The following is a 17,564-nucleotide window of genomic DNA, read 5'->3' as shown; positions in this document are numbered from 1 at the left end:
CTGATCGAGACAGGGCGCCACAGAGTGCCGGATAACCGGGGAATCTTCCCCAGCCAACTAGGAGACAACGTCATGATGTTCAAGAAAGTCGCCATCGCCGCCGCCACGGTCGCTGCTGGAATCGGCGCTCTCGTGGCCGCCCCCGCCGCACAGGCCCAGGACCAGTTCGTGCCGCTGCTGGTCTACCGCACGGGCCAGTTCGCGCCGCTGGGCATTCCATGGGCGGATGGCAAGCAGGACTACATCAAGCTGGTCAACGCCAAGGGCGGCATCAATGGCGTGAAGATCGCCTACGAGGAATGCGAGACGGCCTACGACACGGCCAAGGGCGTGGAATGCTATGAGCGCCTGAAGGGCAAGGGCGGCGGCGCGGCCGGGTTCGATCCGCAGTCCACCGGCATCACCTTCGCCGTGACGGACAAGGCGCCCGGCGACAAGATGCCCATCATCACCACGGGCTATGGCCTGTCGCAGTCGGCCGACGGCAAGGTGTTCGAGTGGAACTTCCCGCTGCTGGGCAACTACTGGACCGCGGCCGATTCCATCGTGCAGGACATCCTGAAGAAGGAAAAGGGCAGCCTCAAGGGCAAGAAGATCGCCCTGGTCTACCACGACTCTCCCTATGGCAAGGAACCCATTCCGCTGCTGCAAAAGCGCGCTGCCAAGGAAGGCTTCGAGCTGACCCTGCTGCCCGTGACGGCGCCCGGCGTGGAGCAGAAGTCCACCTGGCTGCAGATCCGCCAGCAGCGCCCCGACTACGTGCTGCTGTGGTCGGCCGGCGTGATGACGCCCACGGCCGTGCGCGAGGCGCAGGCCACGGGCTACCCGCGCGAGAAGATGTACGCCATCTGGTGGGCCGGCTCGGACCATGACGTCAAGGACATCGGCGCCGGCGCCAAGGGCTACAACACCGTGACCATCCACAACACGGCCGAGCACGACAAGGTGCACGACGAGGTCAAGTCCATGGTCTACGACAAGGGCCAGGGCACGGCCACCGACGCCAAGGAACTGGGCGCCATGGCCCACACACGCGGCATGGTGATCTCCATGCTGCAGGTGGAGGCCATCCGCACGGCGCAGGAAAAATACGGCAAGGGCAAGGTCATGACCTCCGAGCAGGTGCGCTGGGGCCTGGAGAACCTGAACCTCACGCAGGAGCGCCTCAACGAGCTGGGCTTCGGCAAGATCATCCGCCCCGTCAAGACCAGCTGCGACAACCACCTGGGCACCGACTGGTCGCGCATCGCGCAGTGGGACGGCGCCAAGTGGAAGGTGGTCTCCGACTGGTACCAGGCCGACAAATCCATGGTCGAGCCGCTGGTCAAGGAGTACGCGGACAAGTACGCCAAGGAAAAGAACGTAAAAGCTAGAACTTGCACCCCCTGAGGCGCTTGCGCGCCTTCCCCCTCTCTACCCGCTTCGCGGGGGAGGGGGACGACACCCTCGGTGCGGGGCGGCCCTTCCTCGGTGTCCCTGAGTTGGGGCATTCCCCGCGCAGAGATGCTTCGAGAGTTGCGGCCACCGCACTCCGCTTTCGTATCAACGCCCATGGACGACGCCATGACCACCGCATCCACCTCCGCCCCGGCCGCCAGCGATCCGCTGCTCGTGGTCAATGGCATCGAAGTCATCTACAACCATGTGATCCTGGTGCTCAAGGGCGTTTCGCTCCAGGTGCCGCGCGAGAGCATCGTGGCCATCCTGGGCGGCAACGGCGCGGGCAAGACCACGACGCTGCGCGCCATCTCCAACCTGCTCAAGGGCGAGCGTGGCGAGGTGACCAAGGGCACGATCGAGCTGGAGGGCGAGCGCATCGAAAGCCTCACGCCCTCCGAGCTGGTGCAGCGCGGCGTGGTCCAGGTCATGGAGGGGCGGCACTGCTTCGCCCACCTGACCATCGAGGAAAACCTCATGACCGGCAGCTACACGCGCACCGACAAGGGCGAGATCGCGGCCAACCTCGAGAAGGTCTACAACTACTTTCCGCGCCTGAAGACGCGCCGCACCTCGCAGGCCGCCTACACCTCGGGCGGCGAGCAGCAGATGTGCGCCATCGGCCGCGCGCTGATGGCCAATCCGCGCATGGTGCTCCTGGACGAACCCTCGATGGGCCTGGCGCCGCAGATCGTCGAGGAGGTGTTCAACATCGTCCGCGACCTCAACAGCAAGGAAAAGGTCACCTTCCTGCTGGCCGAGCAGAACACCAACATGGCACTCAAATACTCGGACTACGGCTACATCATGGAAAGCGGCCGCATCGTCATGGACGGCGCGGCCTCGGACCTGGCCAGCAACGAGGACGTCAAGGAGTTCTACCTGGGCGTGGGCGGCGGCGAGCGCAAGAGTTTCAAGGACGTGAAAAGCTACAAGCGCAGAAAACGCTGGCTTGCATGAATACCCCCTGAGTCGCTTCGCGCCTTCCCCCTGAAAGGGGGACGACACCCTCGGTGCGGGGCGGCCCTTCCTCGGTGTCCCTGGGGTTGGGCCGCGCCGGTTTCGCGGGCAAGGGGCGGCACAAGGATTGTTGGAATCTTTCTTTCACCGCTGGCCGAACTCCATCTGCCCTTTTCCATCTACAGGACTAGCCATGAGTGCCTTCTACGACGCGCTGGAGACGCGCACCCCCGACGAACGCGAAGCGGCGCTGCTGGCCGCCCTGCCCGGGCAGATCGCCCATGCGCAGCGACACTCTGCCGCCTTCGCCCGGATCCTGGCCGGCGTCGATGCCGCGCAGATCAACAGCCGCGAGGCCCTGGCCCGGCTGCCGGTGACGCGCAAGTACGAACTGCTGCAGCGCCAGGCCGAGCAGCGGCCCGCGCAGATCTTCGGCGGCTTCAACGCCATCGGCCTGGGCCAGCCCATGCCGCGCCTGTTCTGCAGCCCCGGCCCCATCTACGAACCCGAAAGCCGCCGTCCCGACTACTGGCGCATGGCGCGCGCGCTGCATGCCTCGGGCTTTAGGCCCGGCGAGCTGGTGCACAACTGCTTCAGCTACCACTTCGTGCCCGCAGGCTCGATGATGGAAAGCGGCGCCCATGCGCTGGGCTGCACGGTGTTCGCAGGCGGCACGGGGCAGACCGAGCAGCAGGTGCAGGCCATGGCCGACCTGCGGCCCGCCGGCTACGTGGGCACGCCCAGCTTCCTCAAGATCATTGTGGAAAAGTCCCTGGAGATGGGCCTGCCCATCCCCTCCGTGACCAAGGCCATGGTCTCGGGCGAGGCCTTCCCGCCCTCGCTGCGCGACTGGCTGGCCGAGCGCGGCATTGCCGGCTACCAGTGCTACGCCACGGCCGACCTGGGCCTGATCGCCTACGAGACCGAGGCCCGCGAAGGCCTGGTGCTGGACGAGCAGGTCATCGTCGAGATCGTGCGCCCCGGCACGGGCGACCCGGTGGCCCCCGGCGAGGTGGGCGAGCTGGTGATCACCACGTTCAACCCCGACTACCCGCTGATCCGGTTCGGCACGGGAGACCTCTCTGCCGTACTGCCCGGCCAGTGCCCCACGGGCCGCACCAATGCGCGCATCAAGGGCTGGATGGGACGCGCCGACCAGACCACCAAGGTGCGCGGCATGTTCGTGCACCCGGGTCAGATTGCCGACGTCGTGCGCCGCTTCCCCCAGGTGGAGCGCGCGCGGCTGGTGGTCACGGGCGAGATGGCCAATGACCAGATGCAACTGCTGGTCGAAACCCGCGAAACCTCGCCGGGTCTGGCCCAGCAACTGTCCGATGCCGTGCGCGAAGTCACCAAGCTGCGCGGCGATGTGCAGATGGTGCTGCCGGGCACCCTGCCCAATGATGGCAAGGTGATCGAGGATGCGAGGTCGTACAAGTAGCCACCGAGTCGCGGGGGACGGCGGCCTCGCCGCCGCGCAGCCTGCTGCAAGCCCTTAAAACATGACGCCTGTCAAGGCCCCAAGGGTTTGCACTAGATCAATGGCAAGGGAATCTGCTGCGGCGCAATAGAAACAATTCTTAAAATCCGTCTCCTCGTGCATTCGGTTTCTTTTGCGCGTTTGCCCTCGAAGGCAAATGCGCAACGCCCCCTATCATTTGCACGCTATTTACTTGGAGACACTATGAAAGCATTGTTCAAGATCGCAGCCATTGCGCTGGCAGCCGGTGCAGCCATTGGCGCCCACGCGCAGGACTATCCTGCCGCAGGCAAGACGATCACCCTCATCGTGCCGTTCACCGCAGGCGGCCCGACCGACAAGGTGGCCCGCGATCTGGCCGAGTCCATGCGCAAGCATCTGAACAATGCCACCATCGTGGTGGACAACGCCGACGGCGCCGGCAGCACCATCGGCACGGCCAAGGCCGCGCGTGCCCGTCCTGACGGCTACACGCTGCTGATCAACCACATCGGCATGTCCACGATCCCGTCGCTGTACCGCAAGCTGTCGTTCAACGTGCTCAACGACTTCGAGTACGCCGGCATCATCAACGATGTGCCCATGACCCTGATCGGCCGCCCCAGCCTGCCGGCCAAGAACTTCGCCGAAGTCAAGGACTGGATCGGCAAGAACCAGGGCAAGGTCAACCTGGCCAATGCCGGCATCGGCTCCGCCTCCCACCTGTGCGGCCTGATGCTGCAGGCAGCCATGAAGACCGAGATGACGCCCGTGCCCTACAAGGGCGCCGCGCCGGCCATCGCCGACCTGATCGGCAACCAGGTCGACCTGCTGTGCGACCAGACCACCAACACCACGGGCCAGATCACGGCCAAGAAGGTACAGGCCTATGCCGTGACCACGCCCAAGCGCCTGGTCATGCCTGCGCTGAAGGACCTGCCGACGCTGGCCGAAGTGGGCGTGCCCGACTTCCAGGTCACCATCTGGCACGGCCTGTACGCACCCAAGGGCACGCCGGCGGAGATCGTCAAGAAGGTCAACGAAGCCATGAAGGCCTCGCTCAAGGACCCCGAGTTCATCAAGCGCCAGGAAGCCCTGGGCGCCGTGATCGCCAGCGACGGCCGCATCGAGCCCGAAGGCCACAAGAAGTTCGTCCAGGCCGAGATCGAGAAGTGGGGTAAGGTCATCAAGGCAGCCGGCACCTACGCCGACTGATCCCGAGGACCACCACCGCGACGGATCGCCCGGTTGCAACCACGATCAAGCCCGGCTTCGGCCGGGCTTTTTCGTTGGCGGGAGCCGCGCGACGGCAGCGATGCAGGCTCAGGGCGCCGGCCCGCGCAGCGCCATCACGGCCTGCCAGCTGCCGCCGCGCTGGCTTGCGTTGTAGAGGTTGCTCTGCGTTTTGCCGGGACCTTCGTAGTAGCTGCCGCGCATCAGGCATTGCGATCCCGAGGCCGTGCAGTGCACAAGCTCGACGCCGAACATCAGCGCCGGCTGGCCGCTGGCCCGGTCCAGCACCTGCTCTCCGCCCTTGCCCACGTCGCAGCCCGACGCCGGCCGCACCAGGGACTGGCCGGTGAACAGGGCCAGCGTGCCCGCATCGGGGTCCAGCAGCGCCCAGCCCCGGCCACTGCCTATGCAGTAGGCGGCCGCCTTGGGGCCGAGGTTGGAGGCGTTGTCGATAAACAGCAGCGAATACACGGCAGCCGCCGCTCCCTGGGGCGCCTGCGGGCCGGCGGGCGCCTTGGGCCGGTCGGCGCAGGCGGCCAGCGCCAGCATGGCTGCCAGCGCGCCAAGCCAGGGCAGGAGTCGGGAATGGCGGAGGCGGAGGCGGTGCATGGAAGTCCTTTCTTGTGTCGCAATCTGTGCAGGCGTGTTTAGCACGGCGCGGCCTGTGGTCAGGCGGCGGCCGTGCCGTCCAGTTCGGTGCGATGCGCTTCAAACAGTTCTATGAGGTGGTCGGCCACGGCACGCACGCGCCGCGAATGGGCCAGGTCGGCATGCATGGCGAGCCAGATGGGCTGGTCCGCGCCCAGTTGCTGCGCCACGCAGACCAGCCCCGCCTGCCGCGCCAGGAAATGCGGCAGCACGGCCAGGCCCAGGCCCGCCTGGGCCGCGGCCAGCTGCGCGGACAGGGTATTGGTCTCCAGCCGGCAGGGCCGCCCGTGCAGGGCGCGTGCCATCCAGCGTGCGGCTGGCAGGTGGGCATGGCTGTCGTCCCAGCCGATGAAGGCATCGCCCTCGAACGGGTCCGAGCCGTGGGTGCCCGCGCTTCCGCTTCCGTTTCCGTTTCCGCCTGCGCGGCCTTGCACATGGCCGGCCGATCCGTACAGGCCGAAGCCCAGCGTCCCCAGGCGCCGTATCGTGAGGTGGCCAGCCTCGGGCTGGGTCATGCGCACGGCCAGGTCGGCGTCGCGCCGGTGCAGGTTAAGCGTCTGCACGCCGCTGACCAGCTGCACGCGCAGACCCGGGTGGCGGGCAAACAGATGGACCAGCGAGGGTGCGATCAGCGGGTTGGCCAGGTTCTCTGCCGTGGCCAGCCGCACCACGCCCGCGACCTGTGCCTGGGTTTGCGCGGCATCGCCCAGGGCCTGGGCCGCCTGCTCCAGCGCCTCGGCCGGGGCCAGCAGCGCCTGCCCATCGGCCGTGAGGCGGTAGCCGCTGTGGTGGCGGCTGAACAGGGGCATGGCCAGCGCGGATTCCAGCCGGTCCAGCCGGCGCGAGACCGTGGCCACGCCCAGCCCCAGCGCAGCCGAGGCGCCGCTCAGGCTGCCGGCGCGGGCAATGGCCAGGAAGATGCGGGCGTCGTCCCACTGCAATGAAGTGCTCCTTTGTTCCTTGGGAATGCTTTTTCGGAAATGCTTTCCGAAAACGGAAGATCAAAGCGCGATTTTCTCAGTAGGCAAGGCCGCTTCGGAAAACCATACTGGCCCCTTGTTTCAGCAAGAGGATATGCAATGCAACAACGCACACTTGGCCACGATCTGCAGGTATCCGCCCTGGGGCTGGGCTGCATGGGCATGAGCGAGTTCTATGGCCCGCGCGACGATGCCCTGGCGCTGCAGGCGCTGGACCATGCCCTGGAGTCCGGCATCGATTTCCTGGACACGGCCGATGTCTACGGGCCGCACCACAACGAGGAGCTGATCGGCCGCTTCCTGGCCGCGCGCCGCCCGCGCGTGAAGATTGCCACCAAGTTCGGCATCGTGCGCAAGGCCGGCGAGTACCGGCGCAGCATCGACAACAGCGCGCAGTACGCGCGGCAAAGCTGCGAGGACTCGCTGCGGCGCCTGGGCGTGGAGCGCATCGACCTGTACTACGTGCACCGCGTCGATGCCACGCGCCCCATCGAAGAGACCATGCAAGGCCTGGCACAGCTGGTGCAGGAAGGCAAGATCGCCCGCATCGGCCTGTGCGAGGTCAGCGCAGCCACGCTGCGGCGCGCCCATGCCGTGCACCCGGTGGCGGCGGTGCAGACCGAGTATTCGCTGTGGACGCGCGAGGTGGAGGACGAGGTGCTGCCCGCCTGCCGCGAGCTGGGCGTGGGGCTGGTGGCCTATTCGCCGCTGGGGCGCGGCTTTCTCACGGGACGCTTTCATGGCGGCACGGCCTTCGAGCAGGGCGATTTCCGCGCCAGCCTGCCGCGCTTTCAGCCGGGCAACATCGACACCAACCAGGCCCTGGTGGGCGCCGTATCGGCCCTGGCGCAGCGCAAGGGCAGCACGCCCGCGCAGATCGCCCTGGCCTGGCTGCTGGCCCAGGGGCCGGACGTGGTGCCCATCCCGGGCACCCGGCGCATCGCCCATCTGCAGGACAACCTGGGCGCGCTGTCCGTGGCACTGACCCCCGCCGAGCTGGACGAGCTGCGGCGCGCCAGCGACGAACTGCCCGTGGCCGGGCAGCGCTATACGGAGGAAGGCATGAAGGGCATCAACGCCTGACGGGACAGCGGGAGGCGCCGCTACCAGGTGACGTCGCTGTTCTCGGCGGCGCTGCGGCGCAGCATGTCGATCATGGGTGCAGCGCGCTGGCGCAGGCTGACGGCGTCGCGCGCGCCCGCTGCGGCGCTGTCCTGCTCGCCGTCCTGGGCCTGTTCTTCATGGCTGGCCTTGCGGCGGGCGTCGTCGTCGGCGACGGCGGCCTCCAGCGCCTCGATGGCGGCGGGAATCTGCTGCACCGTGATGATGCCGCTGGCGCCGGGCGTCTTGCCGACGATCTCCAGGACCTGGCGGCCGTTGGATTCGAGCATGATGACGTCGGCCGTGGCACGGGACTTGAACTTGTAGAGCATGGGCAATCCTTGTTAGCGGTACATGTACTCGCGGTTGAAAGCATAGCCCGATTGCGCGCCCACCAGGGGCCCGCTCTGCCGCAGCCCGTCAGGATGCGTGCACAGCATCTGGTGCAGGGCGATCCAGCCGCGCTCGAAGCCCATGGCGCAGCCGGCCAGGTAGAGCCGGTAGGCGCGCAGCACCTTGGCGGCATTGTCGGCTTCGGCATGCTGCGCCAGGATGCGCTGGGCCTCGGGCAGGCGCGCCTCCAGCGCGTCGGACCAGTTCCACAGCGTGCGCGCATAGTGGGGACGCAGGTTCTCCGTGTCCACCATCTCCAGCCCGCTGCGCGCCATGTCGTGCAGCACGCGGCTGACATGCAGCAGCTCGCCGCCCGGGAAGATGTAGCGGTCGATGAACTCGCCCATGCCCGCGCCCAGTTCGGTGTTGTCCACGCCACCGGCCGTGATGCCGTGGATCAGCGCCATGCCGCCCGGGCGCAGCAGACCGTGCACGGTCTGGAAGTACTCAGGCAACTGGGCCTGGCCCACATGCTCGAACATGCCCACCGAGCCGATCTTGTCGAAGGGCTGGCCGGGCGCCAGCGCGCGGTAGTCCAGCAATTGCATGTCCACCTTGCCCTGCAGGCCGCGCTCGGCGATCAGCTGCTGCACATGGCGGTGCTGGTTGCGCGAGAGCGTGATGCCCGTGGCCGTGACGCCATAGTGCTCGGCCGCCCACAGCAGCAGCGCGCCCCAGCCCGCGCCGATGTCCAGGAAGCGCTCGCCGGGCCGCAGGTCCAGCTTGCGGCAGATGTGGTCCAGCTTGGCCTCCTGGGCCTGTGCCAGCGTCATCTGCGGATCGCGGAAATAGGCGCAGGAATAGACACGGCGCGGGTCCAGCCACAGGCCGTAGAAGTCGTCGGAGATGTCGTAGTGGAACTGGATCTGCTGGGCATCGCGCGCCAGCGTGTGCGCGGCCATGGAACGCATGCGGGCCATGGCATGCACCCACCAGTGCGAAGTGCCGCGCACCGGATCGGACTGCAGCAGGCTGGCGGCCACCGTCATCACGTCGCGCATGCGGCCGTCGATGCGAACCAGCCCCTCCACAATGGCACTGCCCAGCGTGCCTATCTGCCCGGCCGCCAGGCTGGCCATGGCCGCCATGGTCTGGAAATGCAGCACCACCTGCGCGTCCGCAGGACCAGCACGCTGGCCCGAGGGCAGGACCACGGCCACGGGAACAGGGAGAGACGCCAGCCGCGCCTCGATGGAGCTCAGCACTTGTGTCATGGCGTTCATTTTTGACAGCAAGGCGCACTGCGTCAACCGCAGCCCGGGCTGTGCATGGCGGGGCATCGCGCCCCGCCGGTGGCGCAGTGCTCAGGCGATCAGCTGCCTGTAGTCTCGCCGGGTCTGATCCGTCACCGAAGCGAGCACTTGCTCGAATGGCGTCTTGTGCCGTGCCACCAGGCGCAGGGAAGCCACGGCGCGCGATTTGCAAAACCAATGGCAGGTGTACTGCATGAGCAACAGCTCGGCCGTCATCGTGAAGGCGCGCGCACGGCGTTCGTCCTCGTTGCGGCTGTCGGCCACGCGCACGGAGGCAATGCCGCGTGCATGCAGCTGCATGGCGTCGCGCAGATCGAAGGACGACGAGGGAAAGAGCCGGTCCAGATAGGGCAGCGCCACAGGCAGCGTGCTCACGCGCGTGAGCTGCGGGTCGGCCGTGGCCATCTCCTTGGCAAAGCGCTGGAACTGCTCGGCCAGGCTGGCCTCGGTGTTGTCCAGCACGGTCCAGATCTGGGCACGGCGCTGCTCGTCGTGCTCACCCAGGGCGCGCAGATAGCCTTCGATCAGGCCGCCCATCAGCTTCTCGATCTGGAATCGTCCCAGATACTGGGCCAGCAGCAGGGTATGCCGGCGCTGTTGCTGCGTCTTGAGCAGGTAGATTGCGATGAAGACAATGATCGCCAGCGTGAAGAAGTCCATGAAAGCAGCAAGGGGGCCAAGGGTGCGAGAAGGCTTGAGTGTAGTCAGGCGCGGCCTGCCCGCGATTTTGGTGGGCATAGGCCTGCTGCTGGGCGGCTGTGCCAGCCGGGGGGCCGGTGGCGACGGGCTGGGCTACTACTGGCAAAGCCTGCGCGGGCAAATGCACCTGCTGCAGGCCAGCCGCCCGATTGACGATTGGCTGCAGGACGAGAACCTTGCACCCGCACTGCGCGAGCGCCTGCTGTCGGCCCGGCGCATGCGCGCCTTTGCCGTGGAGCGCCTGGGCCTGCCCGACAACGCCAGCTACCGCCGCTATGCCGATCTGCAGCGGCCGTTCGCCGTATGGAACGTGGTGGCCGCGCCGCCCGACAGCCTGGAGCTGCACCGCTGGTGCTTTCCCGTTGCCGGCTGCGTGGGCTACCGGGGCTACTTTGCCGAGGCCGACGCCATTGCCCAGGCCCGGCAACTGGCAGACCAGGGCCTGGAGTCCGACAGCTACGGCGTGCCCGCCTACTCCACCCTGGGCTACCTGAACTGGCTGGGCGGCGATCCGCTGCTCAACACCTTCATCGGCTGGGGCGAGGGCGAGTTCGCCGGCCTGCTGTTCCACGAACTGGCCCACCAGGTGGTTTACGTGGCGGGCGATACCGCCTTCAACGAATCCTTTGCCACCACCGTGGAGCGCCTGGGCACGCCGCTGTGGCTGGCCACCGAGGCCGGCCCTGCCGCCCGCGCACGCTGGGATGCCGGCCAGCTGCGGCGCGCGCAGTGGCGGGCGCTGACCGGCCATACGCGCCAGGCGCTGCATCAGCTCTACCGGGACCCGCAGCAGCGCGGCCCCGCCATGCAACAGGCCAAGGCACAGATCTACCAGCAGTTCCGCAGCGACTACGCCGTACTGCGCGCGCAATGGCGCAGCGCCGATGCGGCCCTGCTGACCACCGATGCGCAGCGCCAGCTCTACGACCGCAACCAGGCGCGGCTGGACCAGTGGGTGGCCGATGCCAACAACGCCAGCTTTGGCGCGCTGGCCGCCTACGACGACTGGGTGCCGGCCTTCACCGCGCTGTGGAAGCAGGCGCAGACCCTGGCTGCGGCCCAGGCCGGCGGCGAGGCCGCCCTGGGCTGGCAGCGTTTCCATGCCGAGGTTGAGAAACTGGCCACCCTGCCCGCCCTGCAGCGCAACTCAAGGCTGTGCGGGCTCATGCCGCCCGATGCGCCCCTGCCGCCTGCCTGCGCCCAGGATCAGGACAATGCATCGGTATCCACGGACGGATCGCGTCCCGGCAGCTGAATGCGGGCCAGCAGGCCGCTGGAACTGCCGGGCGGTGGCGACTGCAGCTCCAGGCTGCCGCCGTGCTGGGCCACGATCATGGACACGATGGACAGGCCCAGGCCGTAGCCCGGCGACGCCAGCTCGCGCACGGTGCCCTGGGGCAGGCGCAGGTCGTCCACATGGCGCACATGGCGCTCGCGCGCGGTGCCCAGCGCTGCCGCATCCATGCCCGGCCCCTCGTCCCGCACCTGGACAGTGTGGCTGTCGCAGACTTCGAGCAGCACCTCCGGGCCATCGCTGTAGCGCAGCGCGTTCTCCACCAGATTGCGCAAGGCGATGGCCAGCGTGTCCACGTCGCCCGCCACCGGCCCGCAGGGCTGCTCGGGCAGCACCACGTCCAGCCGAAGCTGGGTGGATTCGTCCTGCTGCCAGAACTCGGAGGCCACCATGCTGGCCAGCGCGTCCAGCCGCACCTCGTCCTGCGCCAACGCCGAGCCCGAGGCCGCGCGCGACAGCTGCATCAGCTTTTCCGTGCGCTGGCGCAGCCGCTCCAGCGCCTCATGGGCCGCGCGCACATCGGTGCTGTCCACGCCCCTGTCCAGGGCCGTCTGCAGGCGCAGCGTGGCCACGGCCAGCGGCGTGCGCAGCTCATGGGCCGCATTGGCAGCCATGGAACGCTCCACCTGCACGGCATGCGACAGGCGCTGCATCAGGTGGTTGATCCCCCGGCCCAGGCGCCACAGCTCGCGCGGCATGGCATCCAGGTCCAGCGGTTCCAGGTTGGAGCCGCCGCGCTCGCTCAGCTGCAGCTGCATGTCGAGCAGCACGCGCAGGCGCCGGCGTGCCGTCGCGCGCAGCACCCAGCCCATCAGGGTCAGCATCGCCAGCATCGCCAGCACCAGCGCCAGCAGGGCACGCTGCAGCGCCTCGCTGCGTTCGGCCAGGGGATCGGCCAGCACCAGAAACAGCGGCAGCTGGGGATGTGCCACCACGTACATGCGCCAGCCTTCGCGCTCGTAAAACCCGTCGCGCATGGGAACGGGAAAGGCCACCACGGGCGCCGCCTGGGTGCGCAGCAGCACATTGCCATGCCGGTCCTGCAACTGATAGACCAGACTCTCCGCACCGTCGCCAGGCGCCAGCGCCACATGGGGCAGGGGCACGCCTTCGACCGAGTGGTCCTGCTGCTCCAGCTGGTGCACGGCCACCTCCAGCATGCGGTGGGCGCTGTCGATCATCTCCTGGTCGAAGTTGCGGTGCACGATGTGGCTGACATACCAGGCCAGCGCCAGCACGCAGGCCAGCCAGACGGCGGCCAGCGCCAGCGTCAGCTCGCGGGCCAGCTGGTCGGCCAGCCGGGGCGGCAGGCCGGGCTTCTCCCGGCGCCCCTCAGCCATGCTCGGTCACCAGGCGGTAGCCGGTGCCGCGCACGGTCAGGATGCGTTCGCGCCCTAGCTTGCGGCGCAGCCGGCTGATGAACACTTCCAGCGTGTTGCTGTCGGCCTCGGCGTCGAAGCCGTAGAGTGCATCGAGCAGATGCTCGCGCGTGTACAGGCGCCCCGGATGGAGCGTGAGCACGCGCAGCAGCGCCCATTCCTTGGGCGTGAGCAGCAGGGTGCGGCCGGCATCGCGCACCATTTCGCGGGCCAGGTCGATCTCCAGCGTGCCCATGCGCAGCACGGCGTCCTGCCCGGCCTGCATGCCCCCGCCGCGCCGGCTCACGGCGCGCAGGCGGGCCAGCAATTCCTCGGGGTCGTAGGGCTTGACCAGATAATCGTCGGCCCCCGCGTCCAGCCCGCGGATGCGGTCGCTGACCTGGTCGCGGGCCGTCAGCACGATGGTGACGGGCGGCTGCTCCAGCCGGCGCAGCGTGGGCATGAGCGCCAGGCCGTCGCCGTCGGCCAGGTGCAGGTCCAGCAGCACGGCCGCGTAGCTGGCGCCGGCCAGGCAGGCGCGCGCCTGGGCCAGCGAGGGCACGCTGTCGATCAGAAAGGCCTTGGAGCGCAGATAGCTGCCGACCGCCTGGGCCAGTGCCTCATCGTCTTCGACCAGCAGGATTCGCATGGGAGGCTGGACCTTCGCACATCAGGGTGTGCACCGGATACGGGCGCAACAGAGGGGACGGGAGGTGTTCAAGCTGAACGGAGTCTGAACGCGGGGTTCAGATGTTCTTAAGCTGCGAATTCTACGCTCGCGGCCATGTCAGAACGCCTGCTCGCCCGCCCCCCCTTTGCCGGCTCCTCCGGCACCGGCCAAGCCTCCGCCAACGCATCCGCTTCCTCGTCTGCCCAGAGCGCGCCCGCAAGCCTTGCGGTGCGGCTGCGCACGGCCTGGAGCGCCCCGCGCTCGCCCCAGGCCGTGGCCCTGGTGCTGGCGCTGTGGCTGCTCGCCAGCGCGAACTGGGCGCTGTGGCTGCGCCTGCCCCACCTCGAAGGCTATGACGGCAGCCTGGCCACCCTGGTGCTGCGCCTGCTGCCGCTGGGCCTGGGCGGCATCCTGCTGCTGCTGTCGCTGACGGCCTGGCCGCGCGGCATGAAGCCGCTGTGGATCGCCCTGCCCTGGATTGCCGGCTCGGCCCAGTACTTCATGACCGCCTACGGCACGGTGATGGACGGCGGCATGATCAACAACATTCTGCAGACCGACCTGCGCGAGAGCAGCGACCTGTTCAACCCCCAGCTGCTGCTGCAGATGCTGCTCGTCGCCGGCCTGCCCACGGCCTGGCTGCTGCGGCTGCGCATCATCCGCCCGCGCCGCAGCATGCAGACGGTGCTGCGCACGCTGGGGCTGCTGGCCGCCTCGGTGGTAGTGCTGGTGGCATCGGTCTTTGTCTCTTATCGCGAGCTGGCGCCCGTGGTGCGCAACAACCTGTGGATGCGCCACATGCTCAACCCTGTCAGCCCCGTGCTGGCCTCGCTGGACGCGGTGCTCAAGCCCATCCTGCGGCCCAAGCGCCCCTTTGCCAGCATTGCGGCCGGCGCCACGCTGGGCGCCACCTACGCGGCCGAGCGCAAGCCGCCGCTGTTCGTCATCGTGGTGGGCGAGACGGCGCGCGCCGCCAACTGGGGCCTGAACGGCTATGCCCGCGACACCACGCCCGAGCTGGCCAGGCGCAAGGTGCTCAACTGGAGCAACGTGACCTCCTGCGGCACCAGCACGCGCGAATCTGTGCCCTGCATGTTCTCGCACCTGGGCCGCACGGGCTTCTACAAGAGCAAGGTGGACTACGACAACCTGGTGGACGTGCTGTACAACGCCGGCCTGGCCGTGCTGTGGGTGGACAACCAGGCCGGCTGCAAGGGCGTGTGCGAACGCATTCCCAACGCCAGCACGGCCGACCGCCTGAACACGCCCGACGGCAAGGCCCTGTGCTCCAGCGACGGCGAATGCCTGGACGGCATCCTGCTCAGCGGCATCGACGAACGCATCGCCGCCCTGCCACGCGAGCGCCGCGAGCGCGGCGTGGTGCTGGTCATGCACGAGATGGGCAGCCACGGCCCGGCCTACTACAAGCGCTCCACGCCCGAGACCAAGGTCTTCCAGCCCGAATGCCTGACCAATGCGCTGTCCAGCTGCACGCGCGAGCAGGTAGTCAATGTCTACGACAACTCCATCCGCTACAACGACCATTTCCTGTCGCAGACCATCGACTGGCTGGCAAGCCAGCAATCGCGCTACCAGACCGGCATGGTCTACATGTCGGACCATGGCGAGTCGCTTGGCGAGATGGGCATCTACCTGCACGGCATGCCCTACGCCATGGCGCCCGACGAGCAAAAGCACATTCCCATGATTGCCTGGCTGGGCAACCTGGGCGAGCGCACCGGCGTGTCCGAGCGCTGCGTGCGCGGCCAGCTGGACGCGCCGCTGTCGCACGACAACCTCTACCACACCACCCTGGGCCTGCTGGACGTGGCCAGTCCCACCTACCAAAAGCCCCTGGACGCGCTGGCCAGCTGCCGCAGTTGAGCGGGCGGGGGGCGCGGCCGCCGTTCAGCGCTGCTGCCAGAAGCTCCGGTGCGGCTCCAGCATCTCCTCGTGCAGCCCAGGCACGGGACCGATGACCTGCACGGCGCGCTGCCCGCGCGCGAAGACCTCGCGGCAAGGCAGGGACAGCGTGGGGTTTTCGGGATGGTCGCCCGTCAGCGCCAGCAGCGCCGTTTCCTCGGCGCCGTAGAGCACGCGGCCTATGCCGGCCCAGTAGATGGTTCCGGCGCACATGGCGCAGGGCTCGAAGGTGGTGACCAGGGTGCACTGCGCCAGGTAGGCGCCCGGATAGTTGGCGGCCGCCGTGCGCGCCAGCGTGGACTCGGCATGGTTCACCGTGTCGATGTTGCCCTGCTCGGCCAGCACGGTCTCGCCGTCGGGCGCCAGCAGCAGCGCGCCAAAGGGGTGGCGGCCCATGGCCATGGCCCGCCCGGCCACGGCGCCTGCGCGGCGCAGCTGGCGGGCCGCCTGTTCGTCGGTCAGGGGCGTCATGGCCGGATTCTCCTTCACTCGCCCTGCGAGCCGCGCCGGGCCCAGCCCGTGGTGCGCTTTTCGATGGCGCTGAACAGCTCGTACATCACCATGGCCATGGCGCCCACCACGATCAGGCCGGCAAAGGCCAGGCCCATCTGCATGGACGAGCCGGCCGACACCAGCAGGTAGCCGATGCCTTCGTTGGCCGCCGTCATCTCGCTGACCGTGGTGCCCACGAAGGCCAGGGTGATCGCCACCTTCAGCGAGCCGTAGAAGTAGGGCATGGAGCGCGGCAGGCCGACCTTGATCAGCACGTCCCAGCGCCGGGCGCCCAGCACGCGCAGCACATCCTCCAGTTCGGGCTCAAGCGTGGCCAGGCCGGTGGCGATGTTGACCATGATGGGAAAGAAGCTGATCAGGAAGGCCGTGAGGATGGCCGGTCCCGCGCCGATGCCGAACCAGACCACCAGGATGGGCACGAAGGCCGCCTTGGGCAGCGCGTTGAAGGCCGTCATCAGCGGATAGAACGCCGCATAGGCCAGGCGCGAGGAGCCGATCAGAAAGCCCAGCAGCACGCCCACCACGATGGCGATGCCAAAGCCTGCCATGGTCACCCAGTAGGTGCGCCAGGCGTGGGCGGCGATGATGCCGCTGAACTCGGCCAGCTGCCGGCCGATGGCCCAGGGGCTGGGGAAGATGAACTCCGAGACCTCGAAGGCCGAGCAGATGACCTGCCACAGCAGGATGACCGCCAGCAGCAGCACCCAGGGTGCCCAGCGTTCCGCGTATTTCTTGTGCATGTGAATCTCCCCCGTTCTATTGCTGGATGGCCGCGCCGGTCTTGCGCATGGCGCCGATGTGGCCGCGCAGCTCGTGCACGATGTCGGTGAATTCGCGCGTGTAGGTCAGCTCCAGCTCGCGCGGGCGCGGCAGCTCGATGTCGCGGCGCACCACGAAGCGGCCCGGGCTCTTGCTCATCACGTACACGGTGTCGGCCAGGAAGACGCTCTCGCGCAGGTCGTGCGTGACCAGGATGACGTTGAAGCGCTGCTCGGCCTGCAGGTCGCGCAGCACGCACCACAGCTCCTCGCGCGTGAAGGCGTCCAGCGCGCCGAAGGGTTCGTCCAGCAGCAGCATCTGGGGCTCGTGGATCAGCGCGCGGCAGATGCTGGCGCGCTGCTGCATGCCGCCCGACAGCTGCCAGGGGTACTTGTCCTCGTAGCCGCCCAGGCCCACCTTCTGCAGCAGGGCGCGCGCCCGCGCCTCGTACTCCTTGCGCTTTTGGCGGAACAGCGAGCGGTGCGGCTCCACGATCTCCAGCGGCAGCAGCACGTTGTCCACCGTGGTGCGCCAGGGCAGCAGCGACGGCGCCTGGAAGGCCATGCCCGAGATCTTCAGCGGCCCGGTCACGCGCTCGCCGTTGACCATGACGCGGCCCATGGAGGGCATCTTCAGCCCCGTGGTCAGCTTCATGAAGGTGGACTTGCCGCAGCCCGAGGGGCCGACGATGGCGATGAACTCGCCGCGCCGCACCTGCAGGTCTATGGCCTCGACCGCGAAGTGGTTGGCGCGCAGCAGCTCCTCGTTGTAGGCAAGCCAGACGTCGCGGAACTCGACGAAGAAGGCGTCGTCATCGCCGTGGGATGTGGAGGAATTCATGGCAGGCAGCAGGCAAGGGCCGGCGCGTCGCCCGCTGGCGCACG

17 protein-coding genes are annotated in these 17,564 nt (G+C 68.2%); 7 read left to right on the top strand and 10 right to left on the bottom strand.

All coding sequences use genetic code 11. The features are described from left to right. Positions 1-72 precede the first annotated feature (72 nt). The 4 genes from A9976_RS01895 to A9976_RS01880 all read left to right on the top strand — a co-directional run bounded on the left by A9976_RS01895 (position 73) and on the right by A9976_RS01880 (position 5,071). Positions 73-1,389 carry an ABC transporter substrate-binding protein gene (locus A9976_RS01895; protein WP_183017580.1) on the top strand — a complete coding sequence of 439 codons (1,317 nt, stop codon included), beginning with the start codon at positions 73-75 and terminating at the stop codon, positions 1,387-1,389. Positions 1,390-1,563: 174 nt separating this feature from the next. Further along, positions 1,564-2,397: an ABC transporter ATP-binding protein gene (locus A9976_RS01890; protein ID WP_183017579.1), complete on the top strand. Its 834-nt coding sequence runs from the start codon at positions 1,564-1,566 to the stop codon at positions 2,395-2,397. A gap of 193 nt (positions 2,398-2,590) precedes the next feature. After that, positions 2,591-3,838 carry a phenylacetate--CoA ligase family protein gene (locus tag A9976_RS01885; protein ID WP_183017578.1) on the top strand — a complete coding sequence of 416 codons (1,248 nt, stop codon included), beginning with the start codon at positions 2,591-2,593 and terminating at the stop codon, positions 3,836-3,838. A 243-nt stretch (positions 3,839-4,081) separates the two neighbouring features. Then, on the top strand, positions 4,082-5,071 hold the full coding sequence (locus A9976_RS01880) for a tripartite tricarboxylate transporter substrate-binding protein (RefSeq protein ID WP_183017577.1): 990 nt from the start codon (positions 4,082-4,084) through the stop codon (positions 5,069-5,071). Positions 5,072-5,179: 108 nt separating this feature from the next. Here the strand turns inward: A9976_RS01880 and A9976_RS01875 are convergent, their stop codons facing one another. Together A9976_RS01875 and A9976_RS01870 are read right to left on the bottom strand one after the other, a co-directional pair. Beyond that, positions 5,180-5,698, bottom strand: coding sequence for a hypothetical protein (locus A9976_RS01875; RefSeq protein WP_183017576.1), 519 nt, complete (start codon positions 5,696-5,698; stop codon positions 5,180-5,182). A 59-nt stretch (positions 5,699-5,757) separates the two neighbouring features. After that, on the bottom strand, positions 5,758-6,678 hold the full coding sequence (locus A9976_RS01870) for a LysR family transcriptional regulator (RefSeq protein WP_183017575.1): 921 nt from the start codon (positions 6,676-6,678) through the stop codon (positions 5,758-5,760). Positions 6,679-6,816: 138 nt separating this feature from the next. Between A9976_RS01870 and A9976_RS01865 the strand changes: the two genes are divergently transcribed. Beyond that, a complete protein-coding gene (locus A9976_RS01865) occupies positions 6,817-7,800 on the top strand; it encodes an aldo/keto reductase (RefSeq protein WP_183017574.1) in 984 nt (327 codons plus the stop codon). A 20-nt stretch (positions 7,801-7,820) separates the two neighbouring features. Here the strand turns inward: A9976_RS01865 and A9976_RS01860 are convergent, their stop codons facing one another. Genes A9976_RS01860 through A9976_RS01850 form a run of 3 tightly spaced genes read right to left on the bottom strand, consistent with a single transcriptional unit; the run spans position 7,821 to position 10,124 of the window. Then, positions 7,821-8,150, bottom strand: coding sequence for a DUF1840 domain-containing protein (locus A9976_RS01860; protein WP_183017573.1), 330 nt, complete (start codon positions 8,148-8,150; stop codon positions 7,821-7,823). Between the two features lie 12 nt (positions 8,151-8,162). Further along, entirely contained in the window at positions 8,163-9,491 is a 1,329-nt protein-coding gene (locus A9976_RS01855) for a class I SAM-dependent methyltransferase (RefSeq protein WP_183017572.1), read from the bottom strand. Positions 9,492-9,515: 24 nt separating this feature from the next. Next, entirely contained in the window at positions 9,516-10,124 is a 609-nt protein-coding gene (locus A9976_RS01850) for a hypothetical protein (RefSeq protein ID WP_183017571.1), read from the bottom strand. Between the two features lie 22 nt (positions 10,125-10,146). On the opposite strand from A9976_RS01850, the gene A9976_RS01845 reads away from it, so the two are divergent. Further along, positions 10,147-11,418: an aminopeptidase gene (locus A9976_RS01845; RefSeq protein WP_183017596.1), complete on the top strand. Its 1,272-nt coding sequence runs from the start codon at positions 10,147-10,149 to the stop codon at positions 11,416-11,418. Here the strand turns inward: A9976_RS01845 and A9976_RS01840 are convergent. Both A9976_RS01840 and A9976_RS01835 read right to left on the bottom strand, forming a co-directional pair. Beyond that, on the bottom strand, positions 11,370-12,797 hold the full coding sequence (locus A9976_RS01840) for an ATP-binding protein (protein ID WP_183017570.1): 1,428 nt from the start codon (positions 12,795-12,797) through the stop codon (positions 11,370-11,372). The two genes, A9976_RS01845 and A9976_RS01840, sit on opposite strands and share 49 nt — an antisense overlap. Then, a complete protein-coding gene (locus A9976_RS01835) occupies positions 12,790-13,464 on the bottom strand; it encodes a response regulator transcription factor (protein ID WP_183017569.1) in 675 nt (224 codons plus the stop codon). The genes A9976_RS01840 and A9976_RS01835 overlap by 8 nt, the downstream gene beginning before the upstream one ends. 135 nt (positions 13,465-13,599) lie before the next feature. Between A9976_RS01835 and A9976_RS01830 the strand changes: the two genes are divergently transcribed. After that, positions 13,600-15,369, top strand: a complete 1,770-nt coding sequence (locus A9976_RS01830) for a phosphoethanolamine transferase (protein WP_183017568.1) — start codon at positions 13,600-13,602, stop codon at positions 15,367-15,369. 24 nt (positions 15,370-15,393) lie between these two features. On the opposite strand, the gene A9976_RS01825 is transcribed toward A9976_RS01830, so the two are convergent. The 3 genes from A9976_RS01825 to A9976_RS01815 are packed head-to-tail and all read right to left on the bottom strand — an operon-like array spanning position 15,394 to position 17,520. Beyond that, positions 15,394-15,879, bottom strand: a complete 486-nt coding sequence (locus A9976_RS01825) for a nucleoside deaminase (protein WP_183017567.1) — start codon at positions 15,877-15,879, stop codon at positions 15,394-15,396. Positions 15,880-15,893: 14 nt separating this feature from the next. Continuing rightward, positions 15,894-16,661 (bottom strand): ABC transporter permease, encoded by a 768-nt coding sequence (locus tag A9976_RS01820; RefSeq protein WP_012203071.1) that lies wholly within the window; start codon positions 16,659-16,661, stop codon positions 15,894-15,896. Between the two features lie 16 nt (positions 16,662-16,677). After that, positions 16,678-17,520, bottom strand: coding sequence for an ABC transporter ATP-binding protein (locus A9976_RS01815; RefSeq protein WP_012203070.1), 843 nt, complete (start codon positions 17,518-17,520; stop codon positions 16,678-16,680). Positions 17,521-17,564 lie beyond the last annotated feature (44 nt).

The sequence above is a fragment of the Delftia sp. UME58 genome (assembly GCF_014170385.1).
In the GTDB taxonomy this organism is placed as follows: Bacteria; Pseudomonadota; Gammaproteobacteria; order Burkholderiales; family Burkholderiaceae_C; genus Comamonas; species Comamonas acidovorans.
Note: the sequence above shows the minus strand (reverse complement) of the source record. Positions and strands in the feature narration are given on the sequence as shown.